Origin of the sequence: Caballeronia hypogeia (assembly GCF_001544875.2) — a bacterium.
Lineage (GTDB): Bacteria > Pseudomonadota > Gammaproteobacteria > Burkholderiales > Burkholderiaceae > Caballeronia > Caballeronia hypogeia.
Genome location: NZ_FCOA02000015.1, coordinates 98626 through 113724, shown reverse-complemented (window position 1 = coordinate 113724; position 15099 = coordinate 98626). Strand labels below are relative to the sequence as shown.

The 15099-nt window shown below is 62.8% G+C and carries 13 protein-coding genes; 4 read left to right on the top strand and 9 right to left on the bottom strand.

The window, feature by feature from the left end:
• The first annotated feature begins 18 nt into the window (after positions 1–18).
• Together AWB79_RS21750 and AWB79_RS21745 are read left to right on the top strand one after the other, a co-directional pair.
• Positions 19–1470, top strand: coding sequence for an aldehyde dehydrogenase family protein (locus AWB79_RS21750; protein ID WP_061169501.1), 1452 nt, complete (start codon positions 19–21; stop codon positions 1468–1470).
• Positions 1471–1750: 280 nt separating this feature from the next.
• Positions 1751–3058 carry an MFS transporter gene (locus AWB79_RS21745; RefSeq protein WP_061169500.1) on the top strand — a complete coding sequence of 436 codons (1308 nt, stop codon included), beginning with the start codon at positions 1751–1753 and terminating at the stop codon, positions 3056–3058.
• A gap of 110 nt (positions 3059–3168) precedes the next feature.
• On the opposite strand, the gene AWB79_RS21740 is transcribed toward AWB79_RS21745, so the two are convergent.
• The gene (locus AWB79_RS21740; RefSeq protein ID WP_232470961.1) at positions 3169–3852 is read right to left on the bottom strand and encodes an MFS transporter; all 684 of its coding nucleotides are present in this window, start codon (positions 3850–3852) and stop codon (positions 3169–3171) included.
• On the opposite strand from AWB79_RS21740, the gene AWB79_RS40525 reads away from it, so the two are divergent.
• Complete coding sequence (locus tag AWB79_RS40525) at positions 3821–3997, top strand: hypothetical protein (protein ID WP_232470965.1); 177 nt, start codon at positions 3821–3823, stop codon at positions 3995–3997. The two genes, AWB79_RS21740 and AWB79_RS40525, sit on opposite strands and share 32 nt — an antisense overlap.
• A gap of 166 nt (positions 3998–4163) precedes the next feature.
• The gene (locus tag AWB79_RS38395; protein WP_232470960.1) at positions 4164–4382 is read left to right on the top strand and encodes a type 2 periplasmic-binding domain-containing protein; all 219 of its coding nucleotides are present in this window, start codon (positions 4164–4166) and stop codon (positions 4380–4382) included.
• A gap of 216 nt (positions 4383–4598) precedes the next feature.
• Here AWB79_RS38395 and AWB79_RS21735 read toward each other — a convergent pair whose 3' ends face one another.
• The 8 genes from AWB79_RS21735 to AWB79_RS21700 form a co-directional block, all read right to left on the bottom strand.
• Positions 4599–5894, bottom strand: a complete 1296-nt coding sequence (locus tag AWB79_RS21735) for an O-acetylhomoserine aminocarboxypropyltransferase/cysteine synthase family protein (protein WP_061169499.1) — start codon at positions 5892–5894, stop codon at positions 4599–4601.
• A gap of 91 nt (positions 5895–5985) precedes the next feature.
• Entirely contained in the window at positions 5986–7005 is a 1020-nt protein-coding gene (locus tag AWB79_RS21730; protein WP_061169498.1) for a transketolase family protein, read from the bottom strand.
• Complete coding sequence (locus AWB79_RS21725) at positions 7002–7859, bottom strand: transketolase (RefSeq protein ID WP_061169497.1); 858 nt, start codon at positions 7857–7859, stop codon at positions 7002–7004. The genes AWB79_RS21730 and AWB79_RS21725 overlap by 4 nt, the downstream gene beginning before the upstream one ends.
• 74 nt (positions 7860–7933) lie before the next feature.
• The gene (locus AWB79_RS21720; protein ID WP_198399073.1) at positions 7934–9787 is read right to left on the bottom strand and encodes a TRAP transporter large permease; all 1854 of its coding nucleotides are present in this window, start codon (positions 9785–9787) and stop codon (positions 7934–7936) included.
• Positions 9788–9832: 45 nt separating this feature from the next.
• On the bottom strand, positions 9833–10843 hold the full coding sequence (locus tag AWB79_RS21715; RefSeq protein ID WP_061169495.1) for a TRAP transporter substrate-binding protein: 1011 nt from the start codon (positions 10841–10843) through the stop codon (positions 9833–9835).
• 36 nt (positions 10844–10879) lie between these two features.
• Positions 10880–13219: a molybdopterin-dependent oxidoreductase gene (locus AWB79_RS21710; RefSeq protein WP_082862427.1), complete on the bottom strand. Its 2340-nt coding sequence runs from the start codon at positions 13217–13219 to the stop codon at positions 10880–10882.
• Complete coding sequence (locus AWB79_RS21705; RefSeq protein WP_074169410.1) at positions 13216–14121, bottom strand: PCC domain-containing protein; 906 nt, start codon at positions 14119–14121, stop codon at positions 13216–13218. Before AWB79_RS21705 ends, AWB79_RS21710 begins: the two co-directional genes overlap by 4 nt.
• Before the next feature lie 83 nt (positions 14122–14204).
• Complete coding sequence (locus AWB79_RS21700; RefSeq protein ID WP_061169494.1) at positions 14205–15092, bottom strand: IclR family transcriptional regulator; 888 nt, start codon at positions 15090–15092, stop codon at positions 14205–14207.
• Positions 15093–15099 lie beyond the last annotated feature (7 nt).

Genomic DNA, 15099 nt, shown 5'->3' with positions numbered 1-15099 from the left:
ACCTCGAGGCCACCCGGCATGACTGCCTATCAGACACTGAACTTCATCGACGGAAAACTGCGTCACCCGCGTGAGGAAGCCTATTTCGAAAAGGCCGAGCCTGCCACAGGCGAGACCATCTCTCGCGTTTGCGATTCCACTGCACACGACGTCGAGGATGCCGTCGCGGCCGCGCGCGCCGCGTTCGACACGGGTCCGTGGTCGTCCATGCCCGGTGCCGAGCGCGCCGGCTTGCTGATGCATCTTGCAGACCTGCTACAGGCGAATGCGGAGGCATTGGCGGTTACCCAGGCGCGAGAGCAAGGGCGTCCTCTCGCTGAATCGACGATGATGGACCTTCCCCTCGCCGTGGACACGCTGCGCTATTTCGCGGGCTGGGCAGACAAGCTGGAAGGACGCTGCATTCCGACCGCCGGTTACATGGGCAAGCCAACGCTGAACTACACGACGATGGAGCCGGTTGGCGTCGCGGCGCTCATCATCCCGTGGAACGCGCCACTGATGATCTGCATCTGGAAGCTCGCACCGGCGCTGGCGGCCGGTTGCACGGTCGTCATCAAGCCATCCGAAGAAGCGCCGCTGACCATATCGGCGCTCGCGCCCTTGCTGATCGAAGCGGGCTTTCCTCCTGGCGTCGTGAATATCGTGAATGGACGCGGGCCGTCGGTCGGACGCGCCCTGGTCAACCACGACGGCGTGGACAAGATCAGTTTCACCGGGAGCACCGGAGTCGGCAAGACAATCGCGGCGGATGTCGCCGGCAGCTTCAAGAAACTGACCCTCGAACTGGGCGGGAAAGCACCGCAGATCGTCCTGGCGGACGCCGACATCGAAGCAGCCGTGGCAGGCGTGGCGATGGGCTTGTTCGTGAACCAGGGACAAACGTGTGCGTCAGGGTCCCGTGTATTGGTGCATCGTGCTGTAGCCGGTCAGTTTGCCGAGCGTCTGGCTGCCGCCGCAAAAGCCGTGTCTCTCGGAGACCCGCTGTCCCCGTCCACGACGATGGGCGCGCTGATCAATCAGGCACACAAGGATCGCGTACTCCGCTATATCGGCATCGGAAAGGAAGAAGGGGCCCGGTTGATTGCCGGTGAAGAGCCGGTTCCCGGAAAAGGCCATTTCGTGCGCCCTGCGATTTTCGTGGACGTGCGCAACGACATGCGAATCGCCCAGGAGGAGATCTTCGGTCCGGTCGGAATGATCATTCCCTTCGATTCCGCCGAGGAAGCCGTAGCCATGGCCAACGACGTCGAGTTCGCCCTCTCGGCGACAGTCTGGACGCGCGACTTGTCCGCTGCTCATCGCATGGCCTCGCAACTGAAGGTTGGCGCGGTCGCGATAAACGGATGGAGCCCGCTCGATGCCCGGCTGCCGTGGGGCGGCTTCAAAAATAGCGGCTCGGGACATGATCTGTCACAGACGTCCCTTCTCTCGTATCTCCGGGAGAAGGTCGTCACCGCTGTTCTGTAAGTCACGGACTCGACGAAAGTCGCGACCAGTCACGCGGCCGGTCACGGCCGGCCGCTCCTTTCTGCAAAGGCGCGAGAACTCGGACCGGCGCGCGGCCATCAGCGGCAGGAGCGAAACCACGCCCACGCCTCATTCATCGAGGCCCGCGCGCATATTTGCCGCACTGATACCCCTGGCTCTTTTCTGCCGATTTGACGCAGCTATCGCCCGAATCGACACTGAGCGACATGCGAAGCCTTTCAGAAGGCGCGCGCTCCTACGGTCACCCAGGCAAGAGAATATGTCCACCCTTCAATCTTCTCCCACGGCCGAACGCAACGCGACGATGCCGGATCGTGCGCTCAAACGTATCGTCGTTGCGTCGGTCGCGGGCAATGCGATGGAGTGGTACGACTTCTTCGTCTACGGCACCGCCGCCGCGCTCGTCTTTGGTCAGTTGTTCTTTCCTGCCAATGCCGATCCGCTGATCGGGACGCTCGGCGCATTCGCCGCCTTTGCGATGGGTTTCGTAGCGCGGCCGCTCGGCGGCATCGTGTTCGGGCATATAGGCGATCGATACGGACGCCGCGCATCGCTCGTGTGGACCTTGCTCATCATGGGCTTCGCAACCTTTGGCATCGGACTGTTGCCCACTTACGATCATGTCGGCCTGTGGGCTCCGGCGGCCCTCGTCGGACTGCGCCTGCTGCAAGGCATCGCGTCGGGCGGCGAATGGGGCGGCGGCGTGCTGATGATCAGCGAAAGCGCGCCGCCCGAAAAGCGCGGCTATTACGCGGCGTGGAGCCAGCTCGGCGTGGGCGGCGGATTCGTGTTGTCGTCGGCGGCGTTCCTCGGCGCACAAGCCCTGCCGCACGAGCAGTTCATCTCGTGGGGCTGGCGGCTGCCGTTTCTCGCGAGCATCCTGATCTTCGCGCTCGGCGTGTACATTCGCCACAACCTGCCCGAAAGCCGCGACTTCGAAAACGCCGACAAGGCGGGCAAGACATCGCACATGCCGGTCGTGGAAGTCATCAAGCGTCACCCGAAAGAGATTCTCATGGCGATGGGCCTGCGGGTGGCGGAAAACGGCGGCGCGTACATCTTCCTGGCCTTCTCGCTCGTCTATGGCAAATTCGCCGGCATCCCCAATTCGACGATGCTCACCGGCGTCATGCTCGCGATGAGCGTCGAAATGATCGCGATGCTGTTGTGGGGAAAGCTCTCCGACCGTATCGGCCGCAAGCCCGTGTACATGATCGGCGCGGTGTCGCTCGCGGTCATGGCGTTCCCGTTCTTCTGGCTGCTCGATACGCATTCCACGCCGCTCATCTGGCTGGCACTGGTGCTCGGCACCACGGTCTGCCACGGCGCGATGATCGGGACGCTGCCCGCGCTCGTCGGCGAACTGTTCAGCACCGAAGTGCGCTATTCGGGCGTGGCGCTCGGACATGAGGTAGCGTCGATCTTCGCGGGCGGCCTGTCGCCGCTGATCGCGACGGCGTTGCTCTCGCGCTATCACGCTTACTGGCCTGTGGCTGCATTTCTTATCGTGCTAGGTCTTGTCACCGTCGTGACGTTGCAGTTTACGCATGAAACCCGTCAGCGGTAAATCAACTTTTTCTCGACGGGCGTTTGCACTGCGTCCGTCGTGCGAATGCGTCCGCATCCATACCGCGGACAAGGCGTGAAACCGTCTGCCGATCAATATCCCTGCGAACGCTATGTGGCCGTCCGTCTTCCCGGCACGCTTGCGCGGGCAGCGCCTGGTCCGACCTGAAGCACCAAAGACCCGCACGCAAGCCCGAGGCCAACGCCACACACGCCCGGCCATTGCCATACGCTCCACGCCCAAATGCCCAGCAACGACCCGAGCGCACCGCCCGCGAAGCGAATCGTCATGTAGAGCGTATTGATACGGCTCATCGCATCGACGTTAAGGCTCATGCTGCGAGCCATGTTAGCGACGTGTCCGCTTTGCAGCCCGAAATCGAGAAGAATCACACCTATGACAAGCCCGGCCATGGCGGAACCCGCCAGTGCAAAGATCGCGAAGTCTATGAGGAAAATTGCGGAACTCGTCAAAACGACAAAACGTGGATTCCATTTATCGATGAGTTTTCCCGCTCTCGTCGAGGCAAGCGCGCCGACCACGCCTACACGCCCGAACAGACCGGCGGCCTCACTGCCGTAATGCGCATCCATGCTGCGCAAATGAAATGTGAGTGTGACCCAGAAAGCGCTGAACGCAGCGAACTGAAGCGCCGCGATCGCCGAGGTCCGGCGCACCAGGGCCTCTTTGCGAATCAGCGTCCATAGCGAACTCATCAGGCGGCGATACGTGCCCGACCAGGCCGGCGTCGCGCGGGGCAGCATGCGCGACAGCACGGCGGCCGCGACCAGCATCGCCGCCGAGGAGAGCCAGTATTCGGTCCGCCATCCGAAGTGTTGGGCGATCGATCAGAAGATTGCGCGCGACACCAGGATGCCGGTCAACAACCCGAACATCACGATCCCGACCGCTTCGCCGCGCCAGGCTCGAAACGCTTAGCAGCTCGCGCAGCATCGAACGTCGCTCGAGCTTGTCGCCCAGCGGAACGAAGAGCAGAAGGCCGAGTGCATAACCCGCCTGCGTGGCGACCGATGGCGTACCCGCTTCGAGCTCGGTGGTGTGAAACGCGAGCGCGAAATCGTCGAGCAACGGCTGGTTATAGTAGTTGTTCGCGACCACGACGCCGGCAGCGCCTGCCATAAGCCATCGTGCACCCGCGTGGCAGGTCGCGGAGCACTTCGAGTCGGGCCGCCTGCGGCCCGTGCTCGATAAGTTCGCACCGCCCGCAACGCCCGTCCACGTGCTGTTCGAACGCGTGAAACTGTCGTCGCCGAAAATCCGGACCTTCGCCGACTACCTTATCGATCAGTGGCCAAGCGGTTGACAGGCTTCGGCGACGGCGCGCATCCGAGCCGTCGCGACTGATGGCCTAACGGATTTAAACATAGACCTTGCCGCCTTCGCCCGGAATCGCTCATTTGCCCACTTCGCGGGCGATGTCGCCGCGCGTTTCGACTTCGACCGAGGATGGGTGTCTACCGCGATCCGTCACAGCCATGATTGGAAGAAACGGTGGCGGCTCGCGTCCGACACGCTGACGTCAAGCGTTCCCGAGTGCCTGATGCAGATCGGCAAGCAGGTCGTCGATGTGTTCGATCCCGACAGATAACCGGATCGTCTCCTTCGTGACACCGGCCTTCTTCAATTCGTGATCGGACAATTGACGATGCGTCGTCGAAGCCGGGTGTGTCGCGAGCGACTTGGCGTCGCCGATATTCACAAGCCGCGTAAAGAGCTTGAGCGCGTCCTGAAAACGAGCGCCGCCTTCGAATCCATCCTTGATGCCAAAAGTGAGCAAGCCCGGGACTTTCCCGCCGAGATACCGTTTCGCCAATTCATGATCGGGGTGACTTGCAAGACTTGCGTGATTGACCCACTCGACCTTCGGATGGGACTGCAAGAACTCGGCAATCTTTCGCGCGTTATCGACGATTCGATCAACGCGCAAGCCCAGTGTCTCGATACCTTGCAGAATCATGAACGCATTGAAGGGCGAGATCGCGCCACCCATGTTTCGCAACGGAACGACTCGCGCCCGGCCGACATAGGCTGCGCGCGCGAAAGCCTCCGTATAGACAACGCCGTGGTAACTCACGTCAGGCTCGGTGAGCCTGCGGAAGCGCCTGGCATGTTGCTGCCAGGGGAAGTTGCCCGAGTCTACGATGGCGCCTCCCAGGCTAGTTCCGTGGCCGCCGAGATATTTCGTGAGTGAATGCACGACGATGTCCGCCCCATGCTCGATCGGACGCAGGAGATAAGGCGACGGTACGGTGTTGTCGATGATGAGCGGAATACCGTGCGCATGAGCGATCTCGGCCAGCGCCGAGATATCGGTGATGTTCCCCAGCGGATTTCCGACCGACTCCGCGAAGATCGCCTTGGTTCGCTCATCGATCAGCGACGCGAACGCGTCCGGATCACCCGGATCCGCAAACCGCACCTGAATGCCCGACAGCGGAAACGTGTGCGCGAACAGGTTGTACGTGCCGCCGTATAACGTACTCGACGAAACGATGTTGTCACCCACCTCGGCGATCGTCTGGATCGAGGCCGTCACGGCGGCGAGACCGGAAGCCATCGCCAGCGCTCCGACTCCGCCTTCCAGCGCGTTCACGCGCTGTTCGAGCACGTCGACCGTCGGGTTCATGATGCGCGAGTAGATGTTTCCCTTGACCTTCAGATCGAAGAGGTCGGCGCCATGTTGCGTGTCATCGAACGCGAAGGCAACGGTTTGATAGATTGGCACGGCGACTGCCCGAGTGGTCGGATCGGGCGTGTACCCGCCGTGCACAGCAATCGTATCCAGCTTCCAGTTCGGATCGTGATTACCTGTCATTCTGTTTATCTGGTTAAGTGAAGAACGTTTTTGTTCAAGAGGCCGGGAGCTCGCGGCGCCATACCGCGCCGCGAAGCCCCTGGATCTCACTTCACAGCCAATTCCTGATCGACTCGACGACCGCCTTGCGCGAGATGCCGTAACGGTCCTGAAGGACAGGCAGCGACCCCGCATCGAGGAATTGATCGGGCAGACCGATATGCCGGAATCGAGGCGCATGCTCCGCGCGAATCAGGGCGCCCGCGACCGCCTCGCCCAGACCGCCGATGACCGTATGATTTTCGGCAACCACGACCAGACGATCACCCCGGGACGCTTCGCGCACGATGGTTTCCTCATCCAGCGGCTTGAGCGTCGGCACGTGCAGGACGGCGACATCGACGCTATCACGGCTCAGTTCCTTGGCTGCGTCCAGTGCGCGCATGGTCATGAATCCCGTCGCGATAATGAGAACGTCGCGGCCGTCGCGAATCAGCTTTGCCTTGCCGAGCTCGAACTTGTAGCCGTACTCGTCCAGCACCAGCGGCACGTTCCCGCGCAGGATTCGCGAATACACCGGCCCATGATGGCTGGCGATCGCCGGAACCATCTGCTCGATCTCCAGCGCATCGCACGGGTCGATGACCGTCAGATTGGGCATGGCGCGGAAGATGGCGAGGTCGTCCGTCGCCTGATGACTCGGACCGTAGCCCGTGGTCAGCCCCGGCAACCCGCCGATGATCTTGACGTTCGAATCCTGCTCGGCGATGCCCTGCGAAATGAAGTCATAGCATCGACGCGCCGCGAAGGTCGCATACGTGGTGGCGAACGGAATGAAGCCCTCCTTCGCCAGTCCTCCTGCCGCCGTCGCCATCAACTGCTCGGCCATGCCCACCTGATAGAAGCGGTCCGGATACGCCTGCGCGAAGATATGCATGTCCGTGTACTTCGCGAGGTCGGCGCTCATGCCCACGACCTCCGGCCGCTCGTCGGCCAACGCGACCAGCGCCTTCCCAAACGGTGTGGCGATCGTGCGATGCCCTTCGTCCACCGACGAAGCGATGATGGCGGGCGCGCCGGTCGATTGCGTTTCGCTGCGCCGGTCGAGTTCTGCTGCTACGGTCGTGTTCATGCTGCAGCTCCTTGTGCTTCAAGTCGCTCGAATGCTCGTTTCCATTCGGGCGCTTCGAGTCGGATGAAGTGATTTTTCTCGCGCGCTTCCAGAAAATCGACGCCCTTGCCCATCTTCGTGTCGCAGATGATGATGCGAGGCACCGGCTTGTCATGGTGACGGGCATTGTCGAAGGCCAGGACGAGCGCGTCCAGGTCATTGCCATCGACACGTTGCACGTAAAAGCCGAACGATTCGAACTTCTCGACAATCGGTCCCGTGGGCATGATCTTCGTCGACGGGCCATCGGCCTGTACGCCGTTGAAATCGACAATGCCGATGATATTGTCGAGCCCGTACGCGCTCGCTACCGTCGCGGCTTCCCACGTCGGGCCTTCGGCCAGTTCGCCGTCGCCCATCAGCGTGTACACGAACGACGCCGAATTCTTGCGCTTGAGGCCCAGCCCCATGCCAACCGCCATGGGCAGCCCGAGACCGATGGAACCGCCCGACATCTCCGCACCCGGCGTGTAGGACGTCATGCCCGACATCGGCAGGCGACTGTCATCGCAACCATAGGTCACCAGTTCTTCCACCGGAAAATAGCCGGCTTCCGCAAGGACGGAATAGTGCGCAATCGCGTAATGCCCCACCGACAGCAGAAAACGGTCGCGTTCCTCCCACTCGGGTTCGTCGGGGCGCACGTTCATCGCGTGCAGATAGGCCACGGCGAGCACGTCCGCTACGCCCAGCGCCTGCGCGACGTATCCTTGCCCCTGAACTTCCGCCATCGTGATCGCGTTGTGGCGAATGCGATGAGCGCGTGAAGCCAGTGTGCGAATCAGATCCGGAGGTTGAATCGTTGCCGTACTCATTAGTCATCCTGTTTAGTTGATATGCTGATCGACCCGGAAAGACACTTGCAAACCGGCCCGGGCGCGGAATCAGTTCAGGTTGGGAGAAAGCCAGTCGAGAGCCAGGGAACCACCGCCACCACGATCAGGCCGATGACCAGCGCCAGCATGTAGCCGACGATCGGGCGCATGCCTTCATCGGGATGGACTTTGCTGATCACGCACGCCGAGTAGTAACCCACACCGAAGGGCGGCGCGAACAGACCAACGCCCATCGCCAGCACGACCACCATCGCGTAATGGACTTCGTTGATGCCCAGACCTTGCGCGATGGGAAACAGCAGCGGTCCGAACAGCACGATGGCCGGAATGCCTTCGAGCACGCTCCCGAGCAGAATGAAGGCGATGATCGAGATGGCCATGAAGGCGGGTGCGCCGCCCGGCACGTTGTGCATGGCGCGTGCGAGCATGGTTGAGAAGCCGGACTGTGTAAGCGACCACGCCATGCCCGTCGCCGCCCCGATAATGAGCAGGATGGCGCCCGTCAGCGACGCGGTCTCGATCAGCATCGGATAGAGCCGCTTCAGGTCGAAGCGACGATAGAACAGGATGCCGATGACCACCGAATACACGATACCGATCGTGGAGACTTCGGTTGCCGTCGCAATCCCTTCCACCACCGCGACGCGAATCACGAACGGCAGCGCGAGCGCCGGCACGGCGACCGCGAGCGTGCGCAGGATTTGCCCGCGCGACGCCCGTTCCACCTTCGACGTGTCGTCCTTGCGATAACGCCACCAGACCAGAGCGCACAACGTTATGCCGAGAATCACGCCCGGCAGCAGACCGCCGGTGAAGAGCGCGGATATGGACACCCCCGTGACCGAGCCGATGGTGATGAGCACGAGACTGGGAGGAATCGTCTCGGTCTGCGCGCCGGTCGCGGCAAGCAGCGCAACCAGATCGCCCTGCTTCGCGCCGCGCTTCTTCATTTCAGGGAACAGCACCGGTGCGACGGCGGCCATGTCCGCCGCCTTCGATCCGGAGATGCCGGAGACCAGATACATCGCGCCGATGAGCACGAATTGCAGGCCGCCACGGACGTGCCCCAGAAGACTGCCGAGGAACGCGACCATCGCCCGCGCCATGCCTGTCATCTCCATCAGCAGTCCAAGGAGGATGAACAGCGGAACCGCGAGAAGAATGATGTGGCTCATGCCTTCGTCCATGCGGCCGACCATGATGACGACCGGCATCGAGGTGGCCTGGCTGAGATAGCCGAAGGTCGCCAGTGCGAACGAGAATGCGATGGGAACGCCGCTCAGTACCATCAGCGCCACGAAACCGACGAAGAAGATCAGCAGGTTCGCATTTCCGAGACCGTGCAGCGCGGGTTGCGCGAGCACGACCGCGCCTGCAATGAGCACGATCAGAAAGGCCGCGCCCGCGACCAGCTTCCAGTTGCCGACGCGCGCGAGGCGCAACATCGCCACGATGCCCATGAGCGCGCATCCGACGGGCATCGCCGCAGCCCGCCACGCGTCGGAAATTTCCAGCGCCGGCGTGGTGATGAACGCCTGCTCCGAGGCGAACTCGTAGGCAGAGGATGTGAACACGGCGAGAAACGCCAGCGGCGCCGCGATGGCCACCACATCGAGGAATGCGCGCGGACCCGGCTTCATCCTGCCGACCAGCGCCGTCATGCGCATGTGCGCGCCTCGCTGCAATGCGATGACGGACCCGAGCATGGCAAGCCAGATGAACAGGATGGACGCCAGTTCGTCGGACCAGACCAGCGGGCTGTGAAACACAGCCCGGCTGACGACGCCCGCGAACAGAACCGCCACTTCCGCCAGCACGAGTACGGCCGCCGGCACTTCGACCAGCGGCGTCAGCACCGTCTGGCACATGTCCAGCAAACGCCTTCCCGACGGATGATCCGCCGGCATGATTGGCAAGGTTCTCTCTTCCATTTCACTCTCCTGGCAGTCAGGTCAGAGGGTACGGCTCGCGCCCTTCTCGAGGAGCGCCCACGCTTCATCGCCGAACTTGCCCTTCCATTCCTTGTAGAAACCGGACGCCTGCAACCTGGACTGAAACGCCGCCGGATCGACGCTGTTGAACACGGCGCCTTTTGCCGTCAGGTCCTTTTCCAGCGATGCATTCAGGGAGCGGATGTCATCCCGTTCCTTGAGCGTGGCGGCCGCAATCTGCTCCTCGATCACCTTGCGAACCTCCGGCGGCAGCTTCTGCCAGGCGGCGCGGTTCGCGAGAAACCAGAATCCATCCCACATGTGATTGGTCTTGGCGACGTACTTCTGCACCTCGTACAGCTTGGCCGAATTGACCGTGACGAGCGGATTCTCCTGACCCTCCGCGATCTTGGTCTGCAGCGACGAATACAGTTCGGAGAAGTTGATCGTCAGTGGCGCGGCGCCGAAGCCCTGGAACATCGACGTCCACATCGGCGAAGGCGGGACCCGGATCTTGAAGTTCTTGAGGTCGTCCGGTGTCTGGATGGCGCGCGTCGATGAGCTGATCTGCCGGTAGCCGTTATCGAAAATCTTGGGAAAAGGGTACAGACCGCTGCGCTCGATCTGCGCGCGCACGTAGGCGCCAAGCGGACCGTCCATCGCCGCCCAGACATTGTCGTAGCTTGGAAATGCAAACCCGACGCCGCTGATGGCCGCCTTCGGAACCAGCGTCGACAGAATCATCGGCGAGAGCGTGAAGAAGTTCAGCGCGCCCGCTCGCAGTTGCGCCAGCATGTCGGTGTCGCCGCCGAGCTGACTGTTCGGGAAGACCTGCAGATCGACCTTTCCTCCCGTTTCCTTGCGAATTGCTTCGGCTGCCTCCGTCATTCTGACCGTCAGCGGATGCGTCGCCGGGCAATTATTGGCATAACGAAGCGTGAAATCTGCTGCGTAGACGCGCGTGTGCTTGAGGATGGCGGGAAATGCGATGGCGGCGCCTGCCGTGAGTTTTAGGGCCGTACGGCGGTTCATGGTTTGCACGATGTCTCCTTGTTTATGTAGCTGCTGTTACTCAATGCCCCCGCCAGTTGCGCGGATGCCGACAAGTCCCGGACGGTCCGTGCTGAACCGTGGCAGATCGAAAGCCGTGACCGGCGGAGGTTTCTGCACCGGCGCACTGACTTGCACCAGACAGGATTGCGCAGCGCATCCCTGCGACAACTCCGACGCCGGGATATCCGCCGTCAGCACATTCGGATTACCGTGCTTGTCGCGACCGCTTCCGGGCTCCGGGTCGTACCACGCACCCGTGGACATGCGCACCACGCCGGCCATGATCGCGTCGGAGACGACCGCGCCAGCGAGACAGCGCCCCCGCGCGTTGAAGACTTCCACGATGTCGCCCGTCGCGATGCCGCGTTGCGCCGCATCGGACGGATGCATGTAGATCGGCTCCCGGCCCGCGAGCTTTCCGCCGGCGCTCAGCGGACTGCCGTCGAGCTGGCTATGCAGCTTGTTGCGCGGCTGATCGCTCAGCAAATGCAGTGGGAAGTCCGCTGCCTGCGGCGCGCCGAGATACTCGACGGGAGGAATCCAGCACGCGTGTCCGGGGCAATCCCGCAAGTCGAACGAGGCGACAGTTTGCGAATACAGCTCGATGCGGCCGGACGGCGTATTGACCGGCGCAGCCGACGGATCGCGGCGAAATTCGTCGAGCATGACGACGGAGCGCGCCCGATCATGCAGATCGACGAGACCGCGTTCCCTGAACGCGTCGAACACGGGCAGGTCGATGCCCGCCGACGCGTAGCGCTCGCGCGTGTCGTCGTACATGTGTTCGAGCCACTGCGCCGGGTCCCGATTTTCGGTGAACGCTTCAGCCACGCCGAGTCGTGCGGCAAGCTGCGCGAACACCGTGAAATCGTCGCGCGCCTCGCCGACCGGCTCGGTCATTTTCGCCATCCAGAGAAGAATCGCTTCCTGCGACGCGTAGCCGAGGTCGTCCCGTTCGATCGAAGTCGAGATCGGCAGGACGATGTCGGCGTGTCTGGCCGTCGCCGTCCAGTACTGCTCGTGGACCACGATGGTGTCCGGCTTGCGCCAGGCCTCGAGAAAACGGTTGATGTCCTGATGATGATGAAACGGGTTGCCGCCGGCCCAGTACACCAGACGGATGTCGGGATAGCGATATTGCTTGCCGTCGTATTGAAAGGGCTCGCCCGGCTTGAGCAGCAAGTCCGCGATGCGCGCGACCGGTATGAAATCCTTCACCGCGTTGCGGCCCTGTGACAGCGTGGGCCCGCCGAGCTTCTCATGTGGCGTGCCGACCGTGTTGAGGCAGCCGTAGCCTACGCCGAAGCCACCGCCCGGCAAGCCGATCTGTCCCAGCATCGCCGCGAGCGTCACGACCATCCAGAAAGGCTGCTCCCCGTGATGCGCGCGTTGCAGCGACCAGGCGACGTTGATCACCGTGCGGCAGCGATGCATGCCCAGCGCCAGGTCCTGGATGACACCGGACGGCACACCCGAGATGCCTTCCGCCCACGCGGCCGTCTTGGGTACGCCGTCCGTCGCGCCGACGAGATATCGTTCGAACTCGTCGTAGCCCACGCAATGCGTCGTAAGGAACGCGACGTCGTGCAGTTTGCGCCGATGCAACTCGCTCGCGATGCCGAGCATCAACGCGGTATCCGTGCCAGGACGGCACTGAATCCATTCGACGGGTCCGCCGGTTTCGATGTTGTCGGAGACGGGGCCGATGTTGATGAACCGCACGCCGGCTTCGCGCATGGCCTTCAGTCCGGCCGACACCCGATGACGGCCCACGCCGCCGGGCGCCGACTGGGAATTCTTCGCGGGCACGCCGCCGAATGAAACAAAGAGCTGACAGTGTTCGGCCAGCACGTCCCAGGAATGGTGATAGCTGATCAGTTCGTTCATGCCGTCGACGACATGCGGCATGATCACGTGCGCCGCGCCGAGGCTATACGAATCCTGATGCCGCACATAGCCGCCGATCATGTTCAGGAACCGATGAATCTGGCTCTGCGCATGATGAAAGCGGCCCGCGCTGCCCCATCCGTAGGAGCCGCCGAAAATCGCCGAATTGCCGAACCTCGCGCGGACCCGGTCGAGTTCCTGCCCGACGAGATCGAGCGCTTCGTCCCACTCGACTTCCACGAACGCTTCCCGCCCGCGCAGATGCGTCGACGTTCCGGCGCCGCCTTCGAGCCAGCTCTTGCGGATGGCGGGCCTGCGTACCCGCAGATCGCGCAGTTCGCGCGCGGTCTGATGGACACCGATCGGTGAGGGGTCCGGATCGTTCGCATACGGGCGCAAACGAAGCGCGCCGGTGCCGTCCTGTTCGCCCTCGTAGATGCCCCAGTGCGAAAGCGTGAAGCGCTTCATGCCACGCGTCCTTCATCTGCGCGCAGCGACTCTTCCAGGAAGAGTTCGAAACAGATGAGCACCGGATTGTCCCCGCGCACGACACGTCCCTGATGGACCCTGCCACGCGGGTCGATCAGCGCAACGTCGAGCGTAGCCCGAGGCTCGCCGCCTTCGTCCTTTACTTCGCCGTCGAGAACCAGTATCTCGGTTGCGATGTCATCGACCGGATCGGCGTTCTCGAAGCGCGCCCCGACGATGCTGCCCACGCTGCCCCGGATCCTGGCGGCGCGAATGCCGTTGATGCGGCATGCTGCTTCAATGCCCTGTGACAGATCCTCGTTCGGCCGGATGCGCGCGACAATTCCCTTGCGGCCATCGCGGCTCGCCGTGACGTTGGACACGGGCGGCGCTTCGACAGGCTGAAACAGCGTGAAGTTGGTCTCGGGATCGTAGTCGGCGCGCATCAGCGCGTTGGCGATGCCCCATGCCTTTGCAACCGATCCCCGGGCGACGGTCACCTGATCCGAAAAAATATGGCCGCCCTGCATCGCGCCGTCCGCCCCCTTCCACAGCGCGTGACAATGAATGAAAGGCTTCCCTTCGCGCTCGCCGACCGTCGCGCATGCAAGTTCGATATACAAGGGCGTATCGATGCGGTGCGGCTCGCTGTAAAACGCCACGTGCTGATCGTCCTTCGGCGGCGCGGGCCGCACGAAATGCAGGCAGTCGAGCGAGAGGCCTTCCATGCGCACGGTGGCGGCGGCGATGCCCGCGGCCCTCAGAGGATCGAGCAAGGCGTCGCGCAGGCTCTGGCCCGGCTCCAGTTCGAATGTGAGCGTCAGCGCCTCGCCGGCGACCGACTGAATCCGCTCGGGATCGGCGGCGCCGGGATGTTTGAGGATACGAGAGTCGGCTTTCAAGGCTTCTCCAGGCAGTCGATCTTTGGTGTCTGATTGCGATGGCAAAAAAAGAGACGTTGCTTCGTGCGCGTTCGGCGGCACGCTCAACCGCTTCGCCGGCCCGTCGAAGAAAGCCCGGACGCGGCCTCCGTTCGACGTTCGTCGATGCGTTGCCTGAGACGTGCTTCGACCGCACGCGCTTCGTTCTGCAACAGTCTGACGAGCTTCCCCTGCCGGTCCTCGCCCAACCGGTTCTCAATCGCGCCGATCGACAGCGCGGCGCACGGTTCGCCAACCTCGTTACGAATCACGATACCGAGCCCCCATGAGCCCGGATGCACGAGCCCGCGGTGTGTTGCATAGCCGCGCTCGCGCGTTTCCTTCACGAGTTCCCTCAGCTTCTCGCTCGAAATAGCCGGATAGTGCTCGCGATAGCTCGGCTCGCACGCAGCGAGCACTTGTTCGACTTCCGCGTCCTCGAGCGCCGACAGAATCGCGATGGCACCCGCCCCCACACCGAGCGGATGCCGGTCACCGACGGACAAGACCTGAGCGCGCACGGGATAGGTGCCCTCTTCGCGATGCACGCAGACGCCATAGTCGCCACGGCGAACCGTCAGAAACGCGGTGTCCTCGGAGGCGTTGGCGAGCCGCACGACACTGCCGACCGCCACGCTATGAATGCCGAAGCGTTCCGCCGCGAGTGTGCCCAGCACATAGCTTTCGCAACCCAGGTGATACCGCTTGCTATCCGGGTCCTGCTCGACCATGCCCGCCCGCACCAGCGCTCCCAGCAGTCGATGCACGGTGGGTTGCTTCAATCCGCTTTGCGTGACGATCTCGCGCAATGGCATTCCCACCCGGCTATGAGCCGAAACCAGCATCAGGACGTTCATTGCGCGATCGATGCTTTGCGCGCCGTCTCGCTCGATCGGAATGGGCGCATCGGACTCATTCATCGGGCCGGTTATCAGTTTCGCGATTTTGCTCATTTAAACT

Coding starts and splice junctions, on each gene's coding strand:
- AWB79_RS21750 (WP_061169501.1), top strand. CDS start 19: ATGACTGCCTATCAGACACTGAACTTCATCGACGGAAAACTGCGTCAC.
- AWB79_RS21745 (WP_061169500.1), top strand. CDS start 1,751: ATGTCCACCCTTCAATCTTCTCCCACGGCCGAACGCAACGCGACGATG.
- AWB79_RS40525 (WP_232470965.1), top strand. CDS start 3,821: ATGCGCGACAGCACGGCGGCCGCGACCAGCATCGCCGCCGAGGAGAGC.
- AWB79_RS21740 (WP_232470961.1), bottom strand. CDS start 3,852: ATGCTGGTCGCGGCCGCCGTGCTGTCGCGCATGCTGCCCCGCGCGACG.
- AWB79_RS21735 (WP_061169499.1), bottom strand. CDS start 5,894: ATGACAGGTAATCACGATCCGAACTGGAAGCTGGATACGATTGCTGTG.
- AWB79_RS21730 (WP_061169498.1), bottom strand. CDS start 7,005: ATGAACACGACCGTAGCAGCAGAACTCGACCGGCGCAGCGAAACGCAA.
- AWB79_RS21725 (WP_061169497.1), bottom strand. CDS start 7,859: ATGAGTACGGCAACGATTCAACCTCCGGATCTGATTCGCACACTGGCT.
- AWB79_RS21720 (WP_198399073.1), bottom strand. CDS start 9,787: ATGCCGGCGGATCATCCGTCGGGAAGGCGTTTGCTGGACATGTGCCAG.
- AWB79_RS21715 (WP_061169495.1), bottom strand. CDS start 10,843: ATGAACCGCCGTACGGCCCTAAAACTCACGGCAGGCGCCGCCATCGCA.
- AWB79_RS21710 (WP_082862427.1), bottom strand. CDS start 13,219: ATGAAGCGCTTCACGCTTTCGCACTGGGGCATCTACGAGGGCGAACAG.
- AWB79_RS21700 (WP_061169494.1), bottom strand. CDS start 15,092: ATGAGCAAAATCGCGAAACTGATAACCGGCCCGATGAATGAGTCCGAT.